The following is a 17,318-nucleotide window of genomic DNA, read 5'->3' on the forward strand; positions in this document are numbered from 1 at the left end:
GGAGAAGGCATGAGTTCAGTTTGGGTGGAAATGGCGGCAGCGCGCGGGAGCGCGGAATGACGCTGCGCGACTACGCCATTCGCTACGGGTTCATCCTTCTGCTGTTCGGGCTGGTCGCCTATTTCGCCATCGCCGCCGACGGCTTCGTCTCGCCGCAGAGCGCCGTCTTCATCTTCCAGTCGGTCGCCATCACCGGCGTGCTGGCGCTCGGCGTCACCGCCACCCTGGTCGTCGGCGGCTTCGACCTGTCGATCGGTTCCGTCGCCACCAGCGCCATGATGGCGGCCGCCTATGTGATGGTGGTGCTGGAGCAGAATGCACTCGTCGCGGTCATCGTCTGTTTGCTCATTGGCGCCGTCGTCGGCCTCATCAATGGCTGGCTGATCGTCTACATGCGCGTGCCGGATCTCCTGGCGACACTCGGCATGATGTTCCTGCTTGTCGGCTTGCAGCGCATTCCAACCGAGGGCCGCTCGATCGCCACCGGCATGACGATGCCGGACGGATCGGTCGCCAATGGCAAGTTCAGTGACGCCTTCCTGGCGCTCGGTCGCCACCGCTTCGATTTCTTCATCCCGAATCTCATTCCGGTGTCGGTCGTCGTGCTGCTCGTGCTGGCGGCGCTGATCTGGTTCTTTCTCGAATACACCCGCTTCGGACGCATGATGTATGCGGTCGGCAGCAATGAAAGGGCCGCCGAACTCGCCGGCGCGCCTGTCAAGGCATACAAAATCTGGGCCTACATTATTTCAGGAGTTTTTGCCTCGATCGGCGGCATTTTGCTGGCCGCCCGGCTTGGACGCGGCGACATCGCCTCGGGTAATAATCTGTTGCTCGACGCTGTCGCCGCGGCGCTCATCGGCTACGCGGTCCTCGGGGCCGCCAAGCCGAACGCCTTCGGCACGGCCGTCGGCGCGCTGTTCGTCGGCATCCTGCTGCAAGGCCTCACCATGATGAACGCGCCTTACTACACGCAGGATTTCGTCAAGGGCGTGGTTCTGGTCGTCGCCCTTGTCTTCACCTTCGCCCTTTCCGGCAGGGGCAGGAATTAGCTTTTCGACCGGATCAGATTTTTGAGTTCAACAAGTGGAGGAAACAACGTGAAGATCACAAGAAGACTTCTGGGCAAGGCTGCACTCGGGCTGGCCGGCGCAACAATGCTGATGCAGGTCCCGGCGCTTGCCGCGGACAAGCCAGCGCCCTTCGACAAGCCGGGCGTCAAGATTGCGCTCGTCCGCTATCTTTCGACCGGCGACTTTTTCCAGGCTTATCTCTCCGGCGTCGAGGCACAGTCGAAGGCCCTCGGCGTCGACTTGCGCGTGCTCGACAGCCGCCAGGATGCGGCGCTCCAGGCCGACATGGTCGACCAGGCCATCGCGCTCGGTGTACAGGGCATCATCATCCAGCACGGCCTGACGGAATCGATGAAGGACGCCGCCCAGCGCGCGGTCGACGCCGGCATCAAGGTCGTCGCCTTCGACGTCAATGTCGAGAACCCCAAGATCCCACAGATCGAACAGTCCGACCGCGACTTGGCGCGCCTAGCGCTCGAACAGGCTGTCAAGGACAATGGCGAGAACTGGAAGGCCGGCTACGTCTATGTCGCCGGCATCGCGCCGCTCGACCGCCGCAACGAGACCTGGGTCGATTTCAAGAAAAAATATGCGGGCATCAACGAGGCAGCCATGTTCGGCACGCTCGACAATCCGATCGCCAATTCGGTCGCCAACCAGGCCCGCTCGGTGCTGTCGGCCAATCCCGACATCAAGGTGATGTTCGCGCCCTATGACGAATTCGCCAAGGGCGTGAAGATCGCCGTCGACGAAGCCGGTCTGTCCAAGGACATCAAGATCTATTCGGCCGACATCTCGACATCCGACATCGCCGCGATGCGCGAGCCCGACAGCGCCTGGGCGGCAACCGCAGCGACCAACCCGGCCGTCGTCGGTCAGGTCTCGGTGCGCGCGCTGGCGCAGCTGCTGGCCGGCGAAGACCCCGGCCACAATGTCATCGTGCCGCCGACGCTGATCACCCAGAAGGAACTGATCGACAAGGACATCAAGAACATGGAGGATCTGTCGGCCAAGCTGCCGCAGTTCGCCCATGCCGATGTCGCCATGCCGGCCTGGATGCCGAACCCGAACGCCAAGTAGCTTTCAGCTACAGGCAAAAGAAAAGAGCGGCTCGCGGGCCGCTCTTTTCCAGATCTGAATGCCCGATCCTTCCGCCTCTCCGGTTTACAGCCAGTGCTCCGGATCGCGCATCCCGTGGACGATCGCCACGACCAGGATGCTCTCCAACTGCGGTTCGTAGATGACGATGTAGCGGCCTTCGATGAGCACGCGGGCCGTGACGCTCAACTCTGGCCTGGCTGTGCCCATCTTGGGATGTTCCGCCGCCAGCTCCAATTTGTCAAAAATGCGCATAAGCAGCTTGTCGGCCGCCTTTTCATTGTCGATTGCGATGGTGCGCCAAATATCCTGCAAATCCTGCGAGGCGCGTGGCGTGAGCCTATATCTAGCCACGGGCGCGGCGTTCTGCTTTCAAACCGCGTATGAACTCGGCGGGTTCGACTTCCACCGGCTTGCCGCTGGCCATGCCATCGGCATAAGCCCGTTTCAAGTGTTCCAACTCCAAGGCGCGCAATTCCTCGCGCTGTTCCCACAGGCGCAAGGCGTCACGGACAATCTCGCTGTTGGAGGCATATCCCCCGCCTTCGACAGCGCTTTGCAGGCGGGCCGCCTGCTGCGGGGTGAGAGATATTGTTAGGGTGCGCATCGGTTCGGTTTTCATGCCGACTATATATCATACCTCACAAGAACTAACAATATTTGTTAGGCTTCTAGCGTCCGTGTCTTGATCCTCCATGCCTCACGGCAGAGGTTTGCCTACCGCAGCGCCGCCGCGATGTTGCCGCCATCCACCGTCGTCACATCGGCGGTGGTCCGCTCGGCCAGCGCGTGATGCAGGAAGGCTTGGGCCACGTCCTCGGCCGTCACTTCCTGCCCGAGCAGATTACCGGACATGTATTCTTTTTCCGATACGCCGCGCGCGCCCGAACGGCTGGCGATCATGGCGTCGGTCAACAGCCCGGAACGGATGCGGTCGGCGTTGACGGCATTGGAGCGGATGCCATGGGCGCCGTAGTCGAGGGCATATTGCCTGGACAGGAACAGCGTCGCCGCCTTGGGGATGCCATAGGCGCCAAACTTCGGACCTGGATTGACCGCTTGCTTGGAGGTGTTGAACAGCAGCACGCCGCCGGTGCCCTGTTCGAGCATGATGCGCACCGCGTTTTGCGCCGCCGACTGGTGGGCGAAGAAATTGAGCTCGAAGCTCTTGCGCAAAGTGGCGTCGTCGAGTTCGCCGATCCGGCCTTCCCAGGCAGCGCCCGCGTTGGAAACCAGGATGTCGACGCCGCCGAAGACGGCGACGGCCTTGTCGAAGGCGGCACGCATCTCAGCCGGATCGGTGATGTCGGTGCCGATGCCGATCGAGTTGTTGCCGGCCCTCTTTGCAGCTTCGGCGGCCTTCGTCGCGTCGAGATCGACAATGACGGCGTGCGCCCCATTGTCGGCGAACAACTTTGCGGTGGCGGCGCCGATGGCGCCGGCGCCGCCGGTGACCAGCACTACCTGGCCGGTCAGCGGTTTCGGCTTGTTGGAGGCGAGCTTGGCCTGCTCCAGCGACCAATATTCGAGCGGGAACAAATCGGCCTTCGACAGCGGCCGGAAGTCGCCGACCGCCTCGGCGCCGCGCACCGCCTCGATCCACATCTCGCCGACATCGGATGCGATCCTCGCATCCTTCAGCGTGCGGCCATGGCCGAACATGCCGAGGCCCGGCACCAGCGTCAGACGCGGCATCGGGTCGAGCATCGTGCGCTTCACATCGTCGAGCCCGTCATTGCTTTCGAAATAGGCGCGATAATCCTTGGCGAATGCCTCGACGTGGCTGCGGATGACGGATTTGTAGCCGTCGATTTTCTCGGCATCGGGCGCCGGCAGCGCCATCGGCCCGGTCTTGATGCGGATCGACAGGTCGGGCGTCGACACACCGCGCCCGGCATAGTCGGCAATCCTGGCCGAGTTGATGAAATCGACAATCGCATCCGAGGTGCGGAAATCGCTGATCATGCGGTCGAAGCGGCCTTCGCCGCGCGCCACGGCCACGGCGCCGCGCAGCATAGGTGCAAGATCCGCGGCCGTCGCCAGTCTCGCCGGCAAGGTGGCTTTCTCTGTGCGCGGCTTGCCATGCTTGGCGATGAAATCCTCGGCGACATTCACGTAATGGATCATCCGGTCATAGGCCTGCTTGGCATCGTCGCCGAAAGTGAAGATGCCATGCTTGTCGAGGATCAGGCCCTCGACGGTCGGGTCGGCTTCGAAGACATCGGCAGCCGCCTTCGCCAGGTCGAAGCCCGGCATGATGTAGGGCACGTAGCCCATCTTGCTGCCGAAGACCTTCTCGCTCAGCGCTTCGCTGTCGTCCTGGTCGACGATGGCCAGAATGGCGGTCGAATGCGTGTGGTCGACGAATTTGTGCGGCAGGAAGGCATGCAGCAGCGTCTCGACCGAGGGGTTCGGCGAGGCTGGATCGATGAGGTTCGCCCGCTGCAGGGCAACCATGTCCTCGTCGGAGAGTCTTTTGAGCGACCGCGCCTTCAGGAGCGCGCCGAGCTTGACCGCCGGCAGGCCCTGGGGCTCGATGACGCCCATGTCCCAGCCGCTGCCCTTGACGCAGAGCACGTCCCATTCGTCGCCGACGAGGTCGGTCGCCCTGGTCTTGCAGGAGGTGTTGCCGCCGCCATGCAGGACAAGTCGCGGTTCGCCGCCCAGAAGCCGTGTTGTGTAGACGCGCAGCGCGAGATCCCGGCTGACGCCCTTCTTCGCATAGTCGGCAACGAGCTTTTCCGCATCGCCGTCATTCCACAGGTTCTTCATCTTTGCTCGGTCCGATTGTTGTCTTTGTCGTTGTGAACAGGAATGCCGCGACGCTTTGATGACAACGCGCTCGCGGCAAGAAATGCGTTTGCTATGAGGCCTTTTCTGCTGCCGGCCCGGCATGGTCCAGCAGCCGCCGTGCCATTCGCGCGCCGACCACGAGATGTGTGCACAGCCCACCGGTGATCGCCGCGATCAGCGGTTCGAACTTGCTGTCCTCCTGCACGACCATGAGCCGCTTTTCGATCTTGCGCAGCGATGACAGTTCCGCCGAAATGACCCGGCGGTTGTAGCTGCAGTCGAGCGCCTTGCCTTCGGCGTCGATGATCTGCCCGGCAATGACGCCGGCCGCCCCCGCCTTTCGCAATGCCCCCATCTCCTCGGCTGTCAGCGCGCCGCATTTGACGACATGGCTGTCGGCGTCGACCGTGCCGACCGAATAGAGCGCCAGGTCGCATTCGTGGATGCTCGAGAGCTGCTCTCGGATCACCGGCTCGGCGCGCAGGCCGCGCGCCAGTTCTTCCGTGGTCAGCACCAGCGGCGCATAGAAATTGATTCCCTTGGCATTGAGCCGGCGCGCGATCTCCATGGTGCATTGGTCGGGCCGGTACGAATAGGGGGCTCCCAGATTGCCGCAGAGCTGCACCACCGTGACGTCCTGCAGGTCGGCATAGGACATGATGTCGGCGATCGTATAGACGGTGCGTCCCCAGGCGACGCCGATGCGGTCGCCCTTCTTGACCAGCTCGAGAAAGACGCTCGCCGCCAGCACCGCGATATCGGTCGAGGGATCGGCGACATAGTCATTCTCGGGCGCGATCCAGACCGCATCGAGCTTCAGCGCGTCTTCGAGCTGGCGCGCCAGCACGTCGTCGGTGAAGAGCTGTGTCGAGGTCGAGATGTTGACGATGCCGGTTTCGCGTGCCTTGCGCAGATACATGGCGACCGAGGCGCGGGAAATCTTGAGCTGGCTGGCCACCTGGTCCTGGCGCAGGCCATGGGCATAATAGAGCCAGGCGGCCTTGTGGATAAGCTGTTCTGCCGGTCGGATCGCCATGCCATCTCCTCGCTGACATTATTCACGGCTCTCGACAAAAGTCAAACAGACTCCCGCTATGTCAGCAATTGCGCATTTATTGTTATTGCCATACCATTTGGTCAAACAGGAGGTTCGAGAATGAACGTATCATTGGGAGACCGCTGGGAAACCTTTGTGTCCAACATTGTGAAGCGTGGCCGCTACAGCTCTGCCAGCGAAGTCGTGCGCGAGGGCCTGCGCCTGGTCGAGGAGCGCGAGGAAAAGCTGAAGGCGCTGCGCGCCATGCTGGACAAATCGTTTGCCGATAACGGCGAAGCGACTGAGCAGGATATTGATGCGGCCATGGAAGCCAAGGCTGAGCAACTCGCAAAGGAAGGCTTCTAGGAGTGCCACGGCTGCGCATGTTGCCGTCGGTACAGACAGATTTGGTCGATATCCTTGAATACATAACTCGCGAAAGCGGCAGCCTGGCGATCGGTCGACGTTTTGTGGATGCTCTGCGCCAGAAATGCCGTGATCTTTCGAGCTTGCCGGCGACGATTGGCCGTGCTCGTCCCGATCTCCGGCCGGATGTCCGAAGTTTCGCGTTCAGAGGATACGTGATTTTCTTGCGCTATGACGGCGATTGGCTAGAGGTGGCGAACATCGTCGAAGGGCATCGGGACATCGATAGTTTATGGTCGGAGGGCGAGGGCGGGGAACGGCGTCAGGAGTAGCGGGGGCCTCGTTCGCGGCGTCCCGTCGTTGGAAGCGTTCGACAAAACGGGGAGGACGGGATGGGCAATCCCTATGAACAGGATCTCGACAGGAACGCGGCCAACCACCAGCCGCTGACGCCGCTGACCTATCTGGAGCGGGCGGCAAGCACCTATCCCGATCATGTCGCCATCATCCATGGCCGCCGGCAAACCACCTATCGCGATTTCTGGCGGCGCTCCCTCAGGCTCGCCTCGGCGCTTTCAAAACATGGCATCGGCAAGGGCGACACCGTCACCGTGATGCTCTCCAACACGCCGCCGATGCTGGAGGCGCATTTCGGCGTGCCGATGACCAAGGCTGTGCTGCATTCGCTCAACACCCGCCTCGATGCCGCGGTCATCGCATTCCAGCTCGACCACGCCGAGACGAAAGTGCTCTTCGTCGATCGGGAATTCGCCGGCGTCGTCAAGGAGGCGCTGGCCATGGCCAAGGTCAAGCCGCTGGTCATCGACTATGACGATCCAGAATACGCCACCGACGCGCCCTATCCCAAGGGCGAGCGGATCGGCACGCTCGACTACGAGGAGTTTGTCGCGGGCGGCGATGAGGATTTCGCCTGGTCTATGCCCGACGACGAATGGGACGCGATATCGCTCAACTACACTTCCGGCACCACAGGCAATCCGAAGGGCGTTGTCTACCACCATCGCGGCGCGGCGCTGATGGCCTACACCAACACCATCCATGCCGGCATGGCCAAGCACGCCGTCTATCTGTGGACACTGCCGATGTTCCACTGCAACGGCTGGTGCTTTCCCTGGACGCTGGCCGTGCAGGCCGGCATCCATGTCTGCCTGCGCTGGGTGCGGCCAAAGCCGATCTACGATGCGATCGCCGACTATCGCGTCACCCATCTGTGCGGCGCGCCGATCGTCATGTCGGTGCTGATCAATGCCAGGGATGAGGACAAGCGGGAATTCCGGCAGACCGTCACCTTCAACACGGCCGCGGCGCCCCCGCCGGAAGCCGTGCTGTCGGGCATGGCCGATGCGGGCTTCGCCGTCACCCATCTCTACGGCCTGACCGAGACTTACGGTCCGGCGGTCGTCAATGAATGGCATGGCGAGTGGGACGGGCTGGACAAGGGTTCGAGGGCGGCGAAGAAGGCCAGGCAAGGCGTGCGCTATGCCGCGCTCGAGGGCCTGACGGTGATGGACCCCGGGACGATGGAGAAAACCCCGGCCGATGGCGAGACGATCGGCGAGGTCATGTTCCGCGGCAACATCGTCATGAAGGGCTATCTGAAGAACCGCAAAGCCAGCGACGAGGCCTTCGCCGGTGGCTGGTTCCACTCCGGCGACCTCGGCGTCATGCATCCCGATGGCTACATCCAGCTCAAGGACCGCTCCAAGGACATCATCATTTCCGGCGGCGAGAACATCTCCTCGATCGAGGTCGAGGAGGCGCTCTACAAGCATCCGGCCGTTGCCTCTTGCGGCGTGGTCGCCAGAGCCGACGACAAATGGGGCGAGGTGCCGGTCGCTTATGTCGAGTTGAAGCCAGGCAGGACGGCGACCGAGGCCGAGATCATCGACCACTGCCGCTCACTTCTTGCCCGCTTCAAGGTGCCGAAAGCGGTGACCTTCGCCGAGATCCCGAAGACTTCGACCGGCAAGATCCAGAAGTTCCGGTTGCGGGAAATGGCGAAGGGGGCGTAACTTCCTGCGGAGTGGGAAGAACGCCTCCGCCGAGTTCCCGCCCACCCCCCTCTGTCCTGCCGGACATCTCCCCCGCAAGGGGGGAGATTGGATGTCGCTTCCGCTTTCGCCAATCGCCAACGTTGCAGGAAGAATGCCGCCGGCAAAGCTGCCGATCTCCCCCCTTGCGGGGGAGATGGCCGGCAGGCCAGAGGGGTGCGAAGGAGTGCAACGCGAAGTGCCCGGTTTGCTCTTCCGCAGCAGAGCCACTCGCAGGCATGGGTTCACGCCAGTCCGTGTCACCAATTGTCACCAATCGTACAAGTACGCCGAATCCGCGTTGACAAGTGATGAATTTCGATTTACGAGTGATGAAAGTTGAAATTCGTCACTCGTAAAGCGACAGAGAACCATGTCTGAAGCCGCAGCCCACATCGTGGCCGACCCCGCCCGCCAGGAGAATGTGACGCGCATTCTCGACTGCGCCGAACGCCTGTTTCGTCACTATGGCTACGGCAAGACCAATGTCGCCGACATCGCGCGCGAACTCGGCATGTCGCCGGCCAACATCTATCGTTTCTTTGCCTCCAAGGTCGAGATCCACCAGGCCGTGTGCGGCCGGATGCTCGGTGCAAGCTACAAAATGGCCTACGAGATTTCCCGTCTGCCGATCAGTGCCGAGGAGCGGCTGCGGCGCTACGTGCACGCGCAGTACAAGATGACGATGGAGGTCATGCTCGACGACCAGAAGGTCCACGAGATGGTCATCGTCGCTCTCGAGCGTGATTGGGGCGTCATCGACAAGCATGTCGACAGCATCCACGATCTGTTCGCCGAGGTGATCCGCGACGGCATCGAAGCCGGCGAGTTTGCCGAGCAGGATCCGGTGATCGCGTCGCGCTGCTTCGGCGCCGCCACGGTCATTCTGTGCCACCCGCAGATGGTGGCGCAATGTCTTGCCAAGACCAACCGGGCAATGCCCGACGATCTCATCGATTATGCGATCAAAGCCCTAAAGAAATAGCCGCCGCCCGCCGGGCGTCGGTGTCGACAATTCATCTCCAGTCAGGAGTGCTAAAGTGTCTTTGTCCAGTTCCATCATCCGCAGGCTGCCAGTCGCTGGCCTGATCGTCGCCACGCTCGGGCTCGCCGGCTGCTCGCAGGAAAAGGCGGAAGTCAAGGAGATCATCCGCCCGGTCAAGGTGGTCGAGATCGCCAAGGCGAACGACACCCGCGAGCTCTCCTACTCCGGCTCGGTGCGTGCCCGCACCGAGATGAATCTTGGCTTCCGCATCAACGGCAAGATCACCGAGCGCCTGGTCGATATCGGCGAGCGGGTGAAGCCGGGCGATGTCCTCGCCCGCATCGATCCCGCCGACTACGAGCTCTCGGTCAGCAGCGCCAAGGCGGCACTTGATGCCGCCGAAAGGGCCGTCGAGACAACAGGCCTTGCCCGCCGCCGCGCCGAACAGTTGTTTGCCAGGAACGTCTCGTCGAAATCGCAGCTCGAACAGGCGACCCTCAGCTACGATCAGGCGGTCGCCACCCGGGATTCCGCCCGGTCATCGCTGGATCAGGCGAAAAATCAGGTCCTCTACACCGACCTCAAGGCGGACAGGAACGGCATCGTCACATCAGTTGCCGCCGATGTCGGCCAGGTGGTCGGCTCCGGCAGTCCGGTTGTAACCGTTGCGGTCGATGGCGAAAAGGAAGTGCTGATCGCCGTCCCGGAAATGGATATCGCCCAGTTCAAGCCGGGCAAGGACGTCAAGGCGGGCTTCTGGTCCGATGACGCGCTGACGCTCGACGGCAAGGTCCGCGAGGTCGCGGGCAGCGCCGATCAGCAATCGCGTACCTTTGCCGTTCGTGTCAGCCTGCCAAACGATCCGCGCGTGCTTCTCGGCATGACCGCGACGATCGAAGCCTCGGTGGCTAACAGCCTGCAAAGCGTTGCAATTCCATTGAGCGCACTGGCGCAGAAGGATGGCCAACAGATCGTCTGGACCGTGGACCGCAACGGCGACACCGTCCATGCACGGCCGGTCAAGGTCGCCGAATTCGCGGCCGACGGCGTGCGTGTTGCCGAAGGGCTGAAGCCCGGCGACGTCGTCGTCGCCGCCGGAACGCAGTTCATGACCGAGAATCTGAAAGTAAAGCTCTCCGGCGATGCAGCACAGCAGTCCGCGTCGGCCGAGAATGACGGCGACACCACCAGCAGCTTGCGCTGAGGCTCAGGCGAAATGAAAGCCCCACTTGTGAACGTCCAGGCGCAAGCCACGGGTTGAGTGGGTCATGGTTTCCGGGCGGCGAGTGCCCGATTGTCGAGACGCGAGGTCGATGTACCCCCCACATCGATCCTCGTGCCCCACCACGACGAGTGTCTCTCCGCTCGGAAAGCCTCGCCGCCCGGAAGCCAGATCGAAAATTCATGAGCAGCAAGCCGAGTGCGCTGCCGAACAATTGAACAGGACTGGCGTCATGACCACCGACAGCACTGAAAAGCGGCCTTTCAATCTTTCGCGCTGGGCAATCGGCCACCCGAGCATTGCGCGATTTCTGTTCGGCCTGATCATCATTGCCGGCGCGCTCGGCCTGATGCGCATGGGCCAGAAGGAAGACCCGGATTTCACCTTCCGCGTCATGGTCGTCCAGGCCGTCTGGCCGGGCTCCTCGATCCAGGAGATGGAGGACCAGGTCGTCAACAAGATCGAGCGCAAACTGCAGGAGACGCCGGCTCTCGATTTCGTCCGCTCCTATACCCGCGCCGGCAGCGCCATCATCACCGTTCAGATCAAGGGCGACACCAATCCGGCGCAGGTGGCGGATGCCTTCTACCAGGTGCGCAAGAAGGTCGGCGATATCGCTGGCGACTTGCCGCAAGGCTTGCTCGGCCCGTACTTCAATGACGAGTTCGGCGACACCTTCATCACGCTCCACTCGATCAGCGGCGATGGCTACAGCTATCCCGAGCTGAAGAAATTCGCCATCCAGGCGCGCGACATGCTGTTGACGACGCCCGGTGTCGAAAAGGCCGTCATCATCGGCGACCAGCCCGAGAAGCTCTATATCGACGTTTCGTCAAAGACGCTGGCCGAACGCGGCCTGACGCTCACCGATCTGCAGAACGCGATCAAGGGGCAGAACAATGTCGATCCGGCGGGCTCGGTCGAAACCGGCACGAACTCGGTGCGCATTTCGGTCGAGGGCGACGTGACCAAGGCTGCCGACATCCGCGAACTTCGCTTGCGCGCCGGCAACCAGGTGACGCGGCTGGGCGACATCGCGACCGTGACCTCCGGCCTCGAAGACCCCTATCAGCGCAAGTACCGTTACAACGGCCACGACAGCGTTCAGCTCGGCGTCGTCATGGCCAAGGGCTTCAACGTCACCGATGTCGGCAACGACGTCGAGGCGACCTATCAGCGCTTTGAAGAGGCGCTGCCCTATGGTGTTGCGGTCGACCAGATTTCCGACCAGCCGGAAGTCGTCAGGGATGCGGTGACCGAGTTCATGGCGGCGCTTGGCGAGGCGCTGCTGATTGTGCTCATCGTCTCGTTCCTGACGATCGGCTGGCGTTCGGGCCTGGTGATCGCGATCACCATTCCGCTCGTGCTGGCCGCCACCTTTGCCATCATGTACGAACTCGGCATCGATCTGCAGCGCATCTCGCTCGGCGCGCTGATCATTGCGCTCGGCCTTCTCGTCGACGATGCCATGATCGTCGTCGAAATGATGGAACGAAAGCTCGAGGAAGGACTGGTCAAGATCGAAGCGGCGAGCTTCGCCTATTCCTCCACCGCCTTCCCGATGCTCACCGGCACGCTGATCACCACCGCCGGCTTCATTCCGGTCGGCTTCGCCGCCTCGACCGCCGGCGAATATGTGCGCACCCTGTTCTACGTCGTCGGCATCGCGCTGGTCGTGTCCTGGTTCGTGGCGGTTTATTTCACGCCATGGCTCGGCCACATGATCCTCAAGCAGCGAAAGCATGCCGGCAGCCATCACGATGCCTTCGACACAAGCTTCTACCGCCGGCTTCGTGCCACCGTTGGCTGGGCCGTGCGCCACCGCATCATCGTGCTGGTCATGACGCTGATGACCTTTGCCACCAGCCTGTGGGCATTCCAGTTCATCCCGCAGAACTTCTTCCCGCAATCGTCGCGTCCGGAAATCCTTGTCGACCTCTGGCTGCCGGAAGGCACCAGCATCAAGGAGGTCGAAACGCAGGCCAAGGCGCTTGAGGCCAGGATGATGGACGACCCGGACAAGCGCTTCATCGCCACCTATATCGGCGAGGGCGCGCCGCGCTTCTTCCTGCCGCTCGACCAGCAGCTGCGCAATCCGAACTTCGCCCAGCTCCTGGTGATGGCCAAGGACGAGCCGGCCCGCGAACGGCTGATTGTCAAGCTGCGGACGATCCTGGCGCAGGACTTCCCGTCGATCCGCGCCAAGGTCGACCGCCTGTTCCTCGGTCCGCCTACCGGCTGGCCGGTGCAGATGCGCGTCATGGGTCCGGACCGCCAGGAGGTGCGCCGCATCGCCGACGAGGTGAAGGCGAAGTTCCAGGCAAATCCGCTGCTCGGCGCCGTTCACGACGACTGGCTGGAGCCGGTGCCGGCGATGAAGCTGGTCATCGACCAGGATCGTGCCCGCGCTCTCGGCGTTACCTCGCAGCGCATCCGCCAGATGCTGCAGGGGACGATGTCCGGCGCGCCGCTCGACGATTTCCGCGACGGCGAGGAGACGGTTTCCATTGTCGCCCGCGAGCCGGAGGCAAGCCGCAAGCTGTTGTCGTCGGTCGATTCGGTCTACATCCCGACCGATTTCGGCGGCTTCGTGCCGCTGTCGCAGGTGGCCAAGGTCGTGCCGGTGCTGGAGCAGGGCATCGAATGGCGGCGCGACCGCTTGCCGACCATCAGCGTGCGCGCCACGCTGCCGGACGGCGTCCAGTCGAACGATGTCGTCACCAAGATGTACAACGACATCAAGGGCCTGCGCGACGGTCTGGCGCCCGGCTACAACATCGAGATCCAGGGCGGTGCCGAGGATTCGGCGGAAAGCCAGGCCTCGATTGCCGCGAAAGCTCCAATCATGCTGGCCGTCATCGTGGTGCTGTTGATGATCCAGTTGCAGCATTTCGGCAAGGCGATGCTGGTGCTGGCGACCGGCCCGCTCGGCATCATCGGCGCGGCGGCGGCACTTTTGATCAGCGGCGCGCCGTTCGGTTTCGTCGCCATCCTTGGCGTCATCGCCCTGCTTGGCATCATCATGCGCAACTCGATCATCCTGGTCGACCAGATCGATCAGGACATCGCCGCCGGCATGGAGCGCTCCGAGGCCATCATCGGCTCGGCGGTCCGCCGCTTCCGGCCGATCGTGCTGACGGCGCTGACGGCGGTGCTGGCACTGATCCCAATCTCGCGCGGCGTCTTCTGGGGTCCGCTCGCCTATGCCATGATGGGCGGCATCCTGGTCGCCACCGTGCTCACCATCCTTGTCCTCCCGGCGGGCTACGCCTTGTTCTTCGGCAGGGAGCCCAAGAAGGCTGCCGAGCAGGCGCCCGAGACAGGGCAGGCGGAAGAAAGCGAAAGGCCGCAACTGGCCCTCGCGGCCGAGTGATCCCTGCTGGCGCATAGGATGCGCCGATCAAAAAAATGCTAGAACGCCGTACGTCTGACGTGCGGCGTTGTGGCGTCCTCCATTGCAGGGCGGCCATGTGCCCGCCTGTCACAAGGAGGAAGATCTTGACCATGGCTCAGACCTCGACAGAACTTCGCCTGCCGATCGACGGACGCCATCGCCAGATGTTCATCGATGGCGCCTGGGTCGATGCCCGCTCCGGCCAGACCATGGAGACCCGCAATCCGGCGACCGGCGTGGTCATCGCCACCGTGCCGCGCGCCGACCGTCAGGACGTCGACCTGGCGGTGGCCGCGGCGCGCAAGGCCTTCGACGGGCCGTGGAGCCGGTTCAAGCCCTATGAGCGGCAGGTGCTGCTTCTCAGAACTGCCGACCTTTTCGAGAAGCACTGGGAAGAGATCAGCCGGTCGGATACGACCGACATGGGCATGCCGATCGTGCGCACCCTGGCCAACCGCAACCGCGTCATCGGCATGCTGCGCTATTATGCCGGCATGGCGACGGCGCTGCATGGCGAGACCATCGAAAACTCGCTGCCGGGCGAAATCGTCTCCTTCACCCGCAAGGAGCCGGTCGGCGTTGTCGGCGCCATCATCCCCTGGAACGCGCCGACCGCCGCCTCGGTCTGGAAGATCGGGCCGGCGCTGGCGACAGGCTGCACCATCGTGCTGAAACCGTCGGAAGAGGCGCCGCTGACGCCGCTTTTGATCGCCGAGATCATGAACGAGGCCGGCGTGCCGGCAGGTGTCGTCAACATCGTCACCGGCACCGGCGCCGAGGCGGGAGCCGCGCTTGCCGAGCATATGGGCATCGACAAGATCGTCTTCACCGGCTCGACGGCGACCGGACAGTCGATCGTCCGTGCCTCGGCCGGCAATCTCAAGCGCGTTTCGCTAGAGCTCGGCGGCAAGTCGCCGGTCATCGTCTGCGCGGATGCCGATCTTGAGAAAGCCGTGCCCGTGGCGGCGATGTCGGTCTTCGCCAATTCCGGCCAGATCTGTATCGCCGGCTCGCGCCTGTTCGTTGAGCGCTCCATCCATGACGAATTCGTCGAGCGGCTGGCGGCCTACGCCAAGGGCCTCAGGATCGGCGACGGCATCGACCCGGCAACCGAAATCGGCCCGTTGGTTTCCGAGAAGCAGTTGCAGCGGGTCACTGGCTATCTCGACGTCGGAGCGGCGGAGGGTGCGACTCTCGTCACCGGCGGCGCCCGCCTGACAGAAGGTGCGCTCGCCGCCGGGAATTTTATCGCCCCGACAGTCTTCGCCGGCGTCTCGGACGACATGAAGATTGCGCGTGAAGAAATCTTCGGCCCGGTCATTTCGGCGCTGCCCTTCGATACGCTGGAGGAGGCAGTCGAGCGGGCCAACAACACCCCCTATGGCCTCGCCGCCGGGGTCTTTACCCGCAACGTCTCGACCGCGCATCAGCTGTCGCGAAAGATCCGCGCCGGCTCGGTCTGGGTCAACACCTATCACGCCATCGATCCGGCCGTGCCCTTCGGCGGCTACAAGATGAGCGGCTACGGCCGCGAGGGTGGCGCCGAGCACCTCGACGAATATCTCAACACCAAGAGCGTGTTCATCAAGATCGATTGAGCGCTCTGCCCGTAGAAAAATACTCCGCATCGCAGGTTCTGCAAAACAGAATTCCTTCCCAGGGCCGCAAAGCCGTCCGATCCTGCGTTGATATAGGAGCGGCAACGCCCGCCCTCATCCAGCAAGTCCTCATCCGGTGCGGTTTCCCATGGCAGATATCAGGCAATTGCGGCTCGGCGCCTTCATGCGGCCCGTCAGCCTTCACACCGGCGCCTGGCGCTATCCGGGTGCCTATCCCGACGCCAATTTCAACTTCGCGCATCTCAAGCGCTTCGCGCGGACATTGGAGGCGGCGAAGTTCGACGCCTTCTTCATGGCCGACCATCTGGCCGTGCTCAACATGCCCATAGAGGCGCTGCGGCGCAGCCACACGGTGACGTCGTTCGAGCCATTCACGCTGCTATCGGCGCTGGCCGCCGTCACCGATCATATCGGGCTGGTGGCAACTGCATCGACAACTTTCGATGCGCCCTACCACATTGCCCGCCGTTTCGCCTCGCTGGACCATATCAGCGGCGGTCGCGCCGGCTGGAACATCGTGACGACGTCCAACCCCGATGCGGCGCTGAACTTCGGCCTCGAAGAGCATGTCGAGCATGATGAGCGCTACCGGCGCGCACGCGAATTCTACGATGTCGTCACCGGCCTGTGGGACAGCTTTGCCGACGATGCCTTCATCCGCGACACCGAAAGCGGGCTTTATTTCGATCCGGCCAGGCTGCATGTGCTGGACCACAAGGGCGAACATCTGTCGGTCAAGGGGCCGCTCAACATCGCGCGGCCGGTGCAGGGCTGGCCGGTCATCGTTCAGGCCGGAGCCTCCGAGGCGGGACGCCAACTGGCGGCCGAAACGGCGGAGGTCATCTTTGCCGCCCATGCCGATCTCGCGGCCGGGCAGCGCTTCTTCGCCGATGTGAAAGGTCGCGCGCAAAGGCTTGGCCGGTCGCGCGACGACATCAAGATCCTGCCCGGCGCCTTCGTCATTGTCGGCGACACCGTCGAGGAAGCGCAGGCCAAGCGGGCCAGGCTCGACAGCCTCGTTTATTACGCGAGCGGCATTGCCTCGCTGTCGATCGCGCTCGGCCATGATGCATCGGGTTTCGACCCGGACGCAGCCTTGCCCGAAATCCCCGAAAGCAACGCCAGCAAGAGTGGCCGCGAACGCGTCATCGAACTGGCGCGCCAGGAAAACCTGACCGTCAGGCAGCTTGCGCAGCGGCTGGGCGGCTATTCCGGCCTCGCCTTCGTCGGCACGCCAAAGACGATCGCCGACGGGATGGAGGAATGGCTGACCACGGAAGGTTCCGACGGCTTCAACATCATGTTCCCCTATCTTCCCGCCGGGCTCGACGACTTTGCCGAGAAGGTGGTGCCTGAGCTGCAGCGTCGCGGCATTTTCAGGCGGCAGTATGAGGGATCGACGCTGCGCGAAAATCTCGGCCTGAAGCGTCCGCCGAACCGCTTCTTTGAAGGCGAGGAAGCCGCGATCCGCAAGGCGGGATGAGACCGAACGAAATGCGTTGCTCGGATGGCGTCGACGGCATCGAGATATGGGTCACCCATACGCAGGCAAGCGGCGGCTCTCTTTTTTCGACGCCGCCGCAAACAGAAAAATTATCCACGGTTTTCGGCCGTGGCGAGCATCCATTCCTTTCACTCGATCGGAATGTCTATAAAAATTATGGACATTGAAGTCGGGCTG

15 protein-coding genes are annotated in these 17,318 nt (G+C 62.9%); 11 read left to right on the forward strand and 4 right to left on the reverse strand.

Annotated features, from left to right (window positions below):
- The first annotated feature begins 56 nt into the window (after positions 1-56).
- Positions 57-1,052, forward strand: a complete 996-nt coding sequence (locus tag MESS4_RS11215; RefSeq protein WP_006330061.1) for an ABC transporter permease — start codon at positions 57-59, stop codon at positions 1,050-1,052.
- Between the two features lie 48 nt (positions 1,053-1,100).
- Complete coding sequence (locus tag MESS4_RS11220; RefSeq protein WP_006330062.1) at positions 1,101-2,153, forward strand: substrate-binding domain-containing protein; 1,053 nt, start codon at positions 1,101-1,103, stop codon at positions 2,151-2,153.
- Positions 2,154-2,237: 84 nt separating this feature from the next.
- On the opposite strand, the gene MESS4_RS11225 is transcribed toward MESS4_RS11220, so the two are convergent.
- The 4 genes from MESS4_RS11225 to MESS4_RS11240 all read right to left on the reverse strand — a co-directional run bounded on the left by MESS4_RS11225 (position 2,238) and on the right by MESS4_RS11240 (position 6,000).
- The gene (locus tag MESS4_RS11225) at positions 2,238-2,525 is read right to left on the reverse strand and encodes a type II toxin-antitoxin system RelE/ParE family toxin (RefSeq protein ID WP_036241057.1); all 288 of its coding nucleotides are present in this window, start codon (positions 2,523-2,525) and stop codon (positions 2,238-2,240) included.
- Positions 2,518-2,793 carry a type II toxin-antitoxin system ParD family antitoxin gene (locus MESS4_RS11230; RefSeq protein ID WP_006330066.1) on the reverse strand — a complete coding sequence of 92 codons (276 nt, stop codon included), beginning with the start codon at positions 2,791-2,793 and terminating at the stop codon, positions 2,518-2,520. The genes MESS4_RS11225 and MESS4_RS11230 overlap by 8 nt, the downstream gene beginning before the upstream one ends.
- 95 nt (positions 2,794-2,888) lie before the next feature.
- Positions 2,889-4,943, reverse strand: a complete 2,055-nt coding sequence (locus MESS4_RS11235) for a bifunctional aldolase/short-chain dehydrogenase (protein WP_006330071.1) — start codon at positions 4,941-4,943, stop codon at positions 2,889-2,891.
- A 91-nt stretch (positions 4,944-5,034) separates the two neighbouring features.
- On the reverse strand, positions 5,035-6,000 hold the full coding sequence (locus tag MESS4_RS11240) for a sugar-binding transcriptional regulator (protein ID WP_006330073.1): 966 nt from the start codon (positions 5,998-6,000) through the stop codon (positions 5,035-5,037).
- On the opposite strand from MESS4_RS11240, the gene MESS4_RS35130 reads away from it, so the two are divergent.
- From MESS4_RS35130 to MESS4_RS11285, 9 genes are all read left to right on the forward strand, one after another.
- Positions 5,968-6,366 carry a type II toxin-antitoxin system ParD family antitoxin gene (locus MESS4_RS35130; protein WP_348259666.1) on the forward strand — a complete coding sequence of 133 codons (399 nt, stop codon included), beginning with the start codon at positions 5,968-5,970 and terminating at the stop codon, positions 6,364-6,366. The two genes, MESS4_RS11240 and MESS4_RS35130, sit on opposite strands and share 33 nt — an antisense overlap.
- A 2-nt stretch (positions 6,367-6,368) precedes the next feature.
- A complete protein-coding gene (locus MESS4_RS11250; RefSeq protein ID WP_006330077.1) occupies positions 6,369-6,698 on the forward strand; it encodes a type II toxin-antitoxin system RelE/ParE family toxin in 330 nt (109 codons plus the stop codon).
- Positions 6,699-6,758: 60 nt separating this feature from the next.
- Positions 6,759-8,399 (forward strand): acyl-CoA synthetase, encoded by a 1,641-nt coding sequence (locus MESS4_RS11255; RefSeq protein ID WP_006330080.1) that lies wholly within the window; start codon positions 6,759-6,761, stop codon positions 8,397-8,399.
- Positions 8,400-8,790: 391 nt separating this feature from the next.
- Positions 8,791-9,402 (forward strand): TetR family transcriptional regulator, encoded by a 612-nt coding sequence (locus MESS4_RS11260; protein ID WP_006330081.1) that lies wholly within the window; start codon positions 8,791-8,793, stop codon positions 9,400-9,402.
- 55 nt (positions 9,403-9,457) lie between these two features.
- Positions 9,458-10,606: an efflux RND transporter periplasmic adaptor subunit gene (locus MESS4_RS11265; RefSeq protein ID WP_006330086.1), complete on the forward strand. Its 1,149-nt coding sequence runs from the start codon at positions 9,458-9,460 to the stop codon at positions 10,604-10,606.
- A gap of 250 nt (positions 10,607-10,856) precedes the next feature.
- A complete protein-coding gene (locus tag MESS4_RS11270) occupies positions 10,857-13,997 on the forward strand; it encodes an efflux RND transporter permease subunit (protein WP_006330087.1) in 3,141 nt (1,046 codons plus the stop codon).
- Positions 13,998-14,128: 131 nt separating this feature from the next.
- Positions 14,129-15,616 carry an aldehyde dehydrogenase family protein gene (locus MESS4_RS11275; RefSeq protein WP_036241059.1) on the forward strand — a complete coding sequence of 496 codons (1,488 nt, stop codon included), beginning with the start codon at positions 14,129-14,131 and terminating at the stop codon, positions 15,614-15,616.
- A 148-nt stretch (positions 15,617-15,764) separates the two neighbouring features.
- The gene (locus MESS4_RS11280; protein WP_006330090.1) at positions 15,765-17,120 is read left to right on the forward strand and encodes an LLM class flavin-dependent oxidoreductase; all 1,356 of its coding nucleotides are present in this window, start codon (positions 15,765-15,767) and stop codon (positions 17,118-17,120) included.
- Entirely contained in the window at positions 17,117-17,308 is a 192-nt protein-coding gene (locus MESS4_RS11285) for a hypothetical protein (protein ID WP_006330091.1), read from the forward strand. Before MESS4_RS11280 ends, MESS4_RS11285 begins: the two co-directional genes overlap by 4 nt.
- Positions 17,309-17,318 lie beyond the last annotated feature (10 nt).

This window comes from Mesorhizobium sp. STM 4661, assembly GCF_000359125.1.
GTDB lineage: Bacteria > Pseudomonadota > Alphaproteobacteria > Rhizobiales > Rhizobiaceae > Mesorhizobium.

What these genes read in the sequence shown, in the direction of transcription:
- MESS4_RS11215 (WP_006330061.1), top strand. Translation starts at nt 57, where the DNA reads ATGACGCTGCGCGACTACGCCATTCGCTACGGGTTCATCCTTCTGCTG.
- MESS4_RS11230 (WP_006330066.1), bottom strand. Translation starts at nt 2,793, where the DNA reads ATGAAAACCGAACCGATGCGCACCCTAACAATATCTCTCACCCCGCAG.
- MESS4_RS11235 (WP_006330071.1), bottom strand. Translation starts at nt 4,943, where the DNA reads ATGAAGAACCTGTGGAATGACGGCGATGCGGAAAAGCTCGTTGCCGAC.
- MESS4_RS11240 (WP_006330073.1), bottom strand. Translation starts at nt 6,000, where the DNA reads ATGGCGATCCGACCGGCAGAACAGCTTATCCACAAGGCCGCCTGGCTC.
- MESS4_RS11255 (WP_006330080.1), top strand. Translation starts at nt 6,759, where the DNA reads ATGGGCAATCCCTATGAACAGGATCTCGACAGGAACGCGGCCAACCAC.
- MESS4_RS11260 (WP_006330081.1), top strand. Translation starts at nt 8,791, where the DNA reads ATGTCTGAAGCCGCAGCCCACATCGTGGCCGACCCCGCCCGCCAGGAG.
- MESS4_RS11270 (WP_006330087.1), top strand. Translation starts at nt 10,857, where the DNA reads ATGACCACCGACAGCACTGAAAAGCGGCCTTTCAATCTTTCGCGCTGG.
- MESS4_RS11275 (WP_036241059.1), top strand. Translation starts at nt 14,129, where the DNA reads ATGGCTCAGACCTCGACAGAACTTCGCCTGCCGATCGACGGACGCCAT.
- MESS4_RS11280 (WP_006330090.1), top strand. Translation starts at nt 15,765, where the DNA reads ATGGCAGATATCAGGCAATTGCGGCTCGGCGCCTTCATGCGGCCCGTC.
- MESS4_RS11285 (WP_006330091.1), top strand. Translation starts at nt 17,117, where the DNA reads ATGAGACCGAACGAAATGCGTTGCTCGGATGGCGTCGACGGCATCGAG.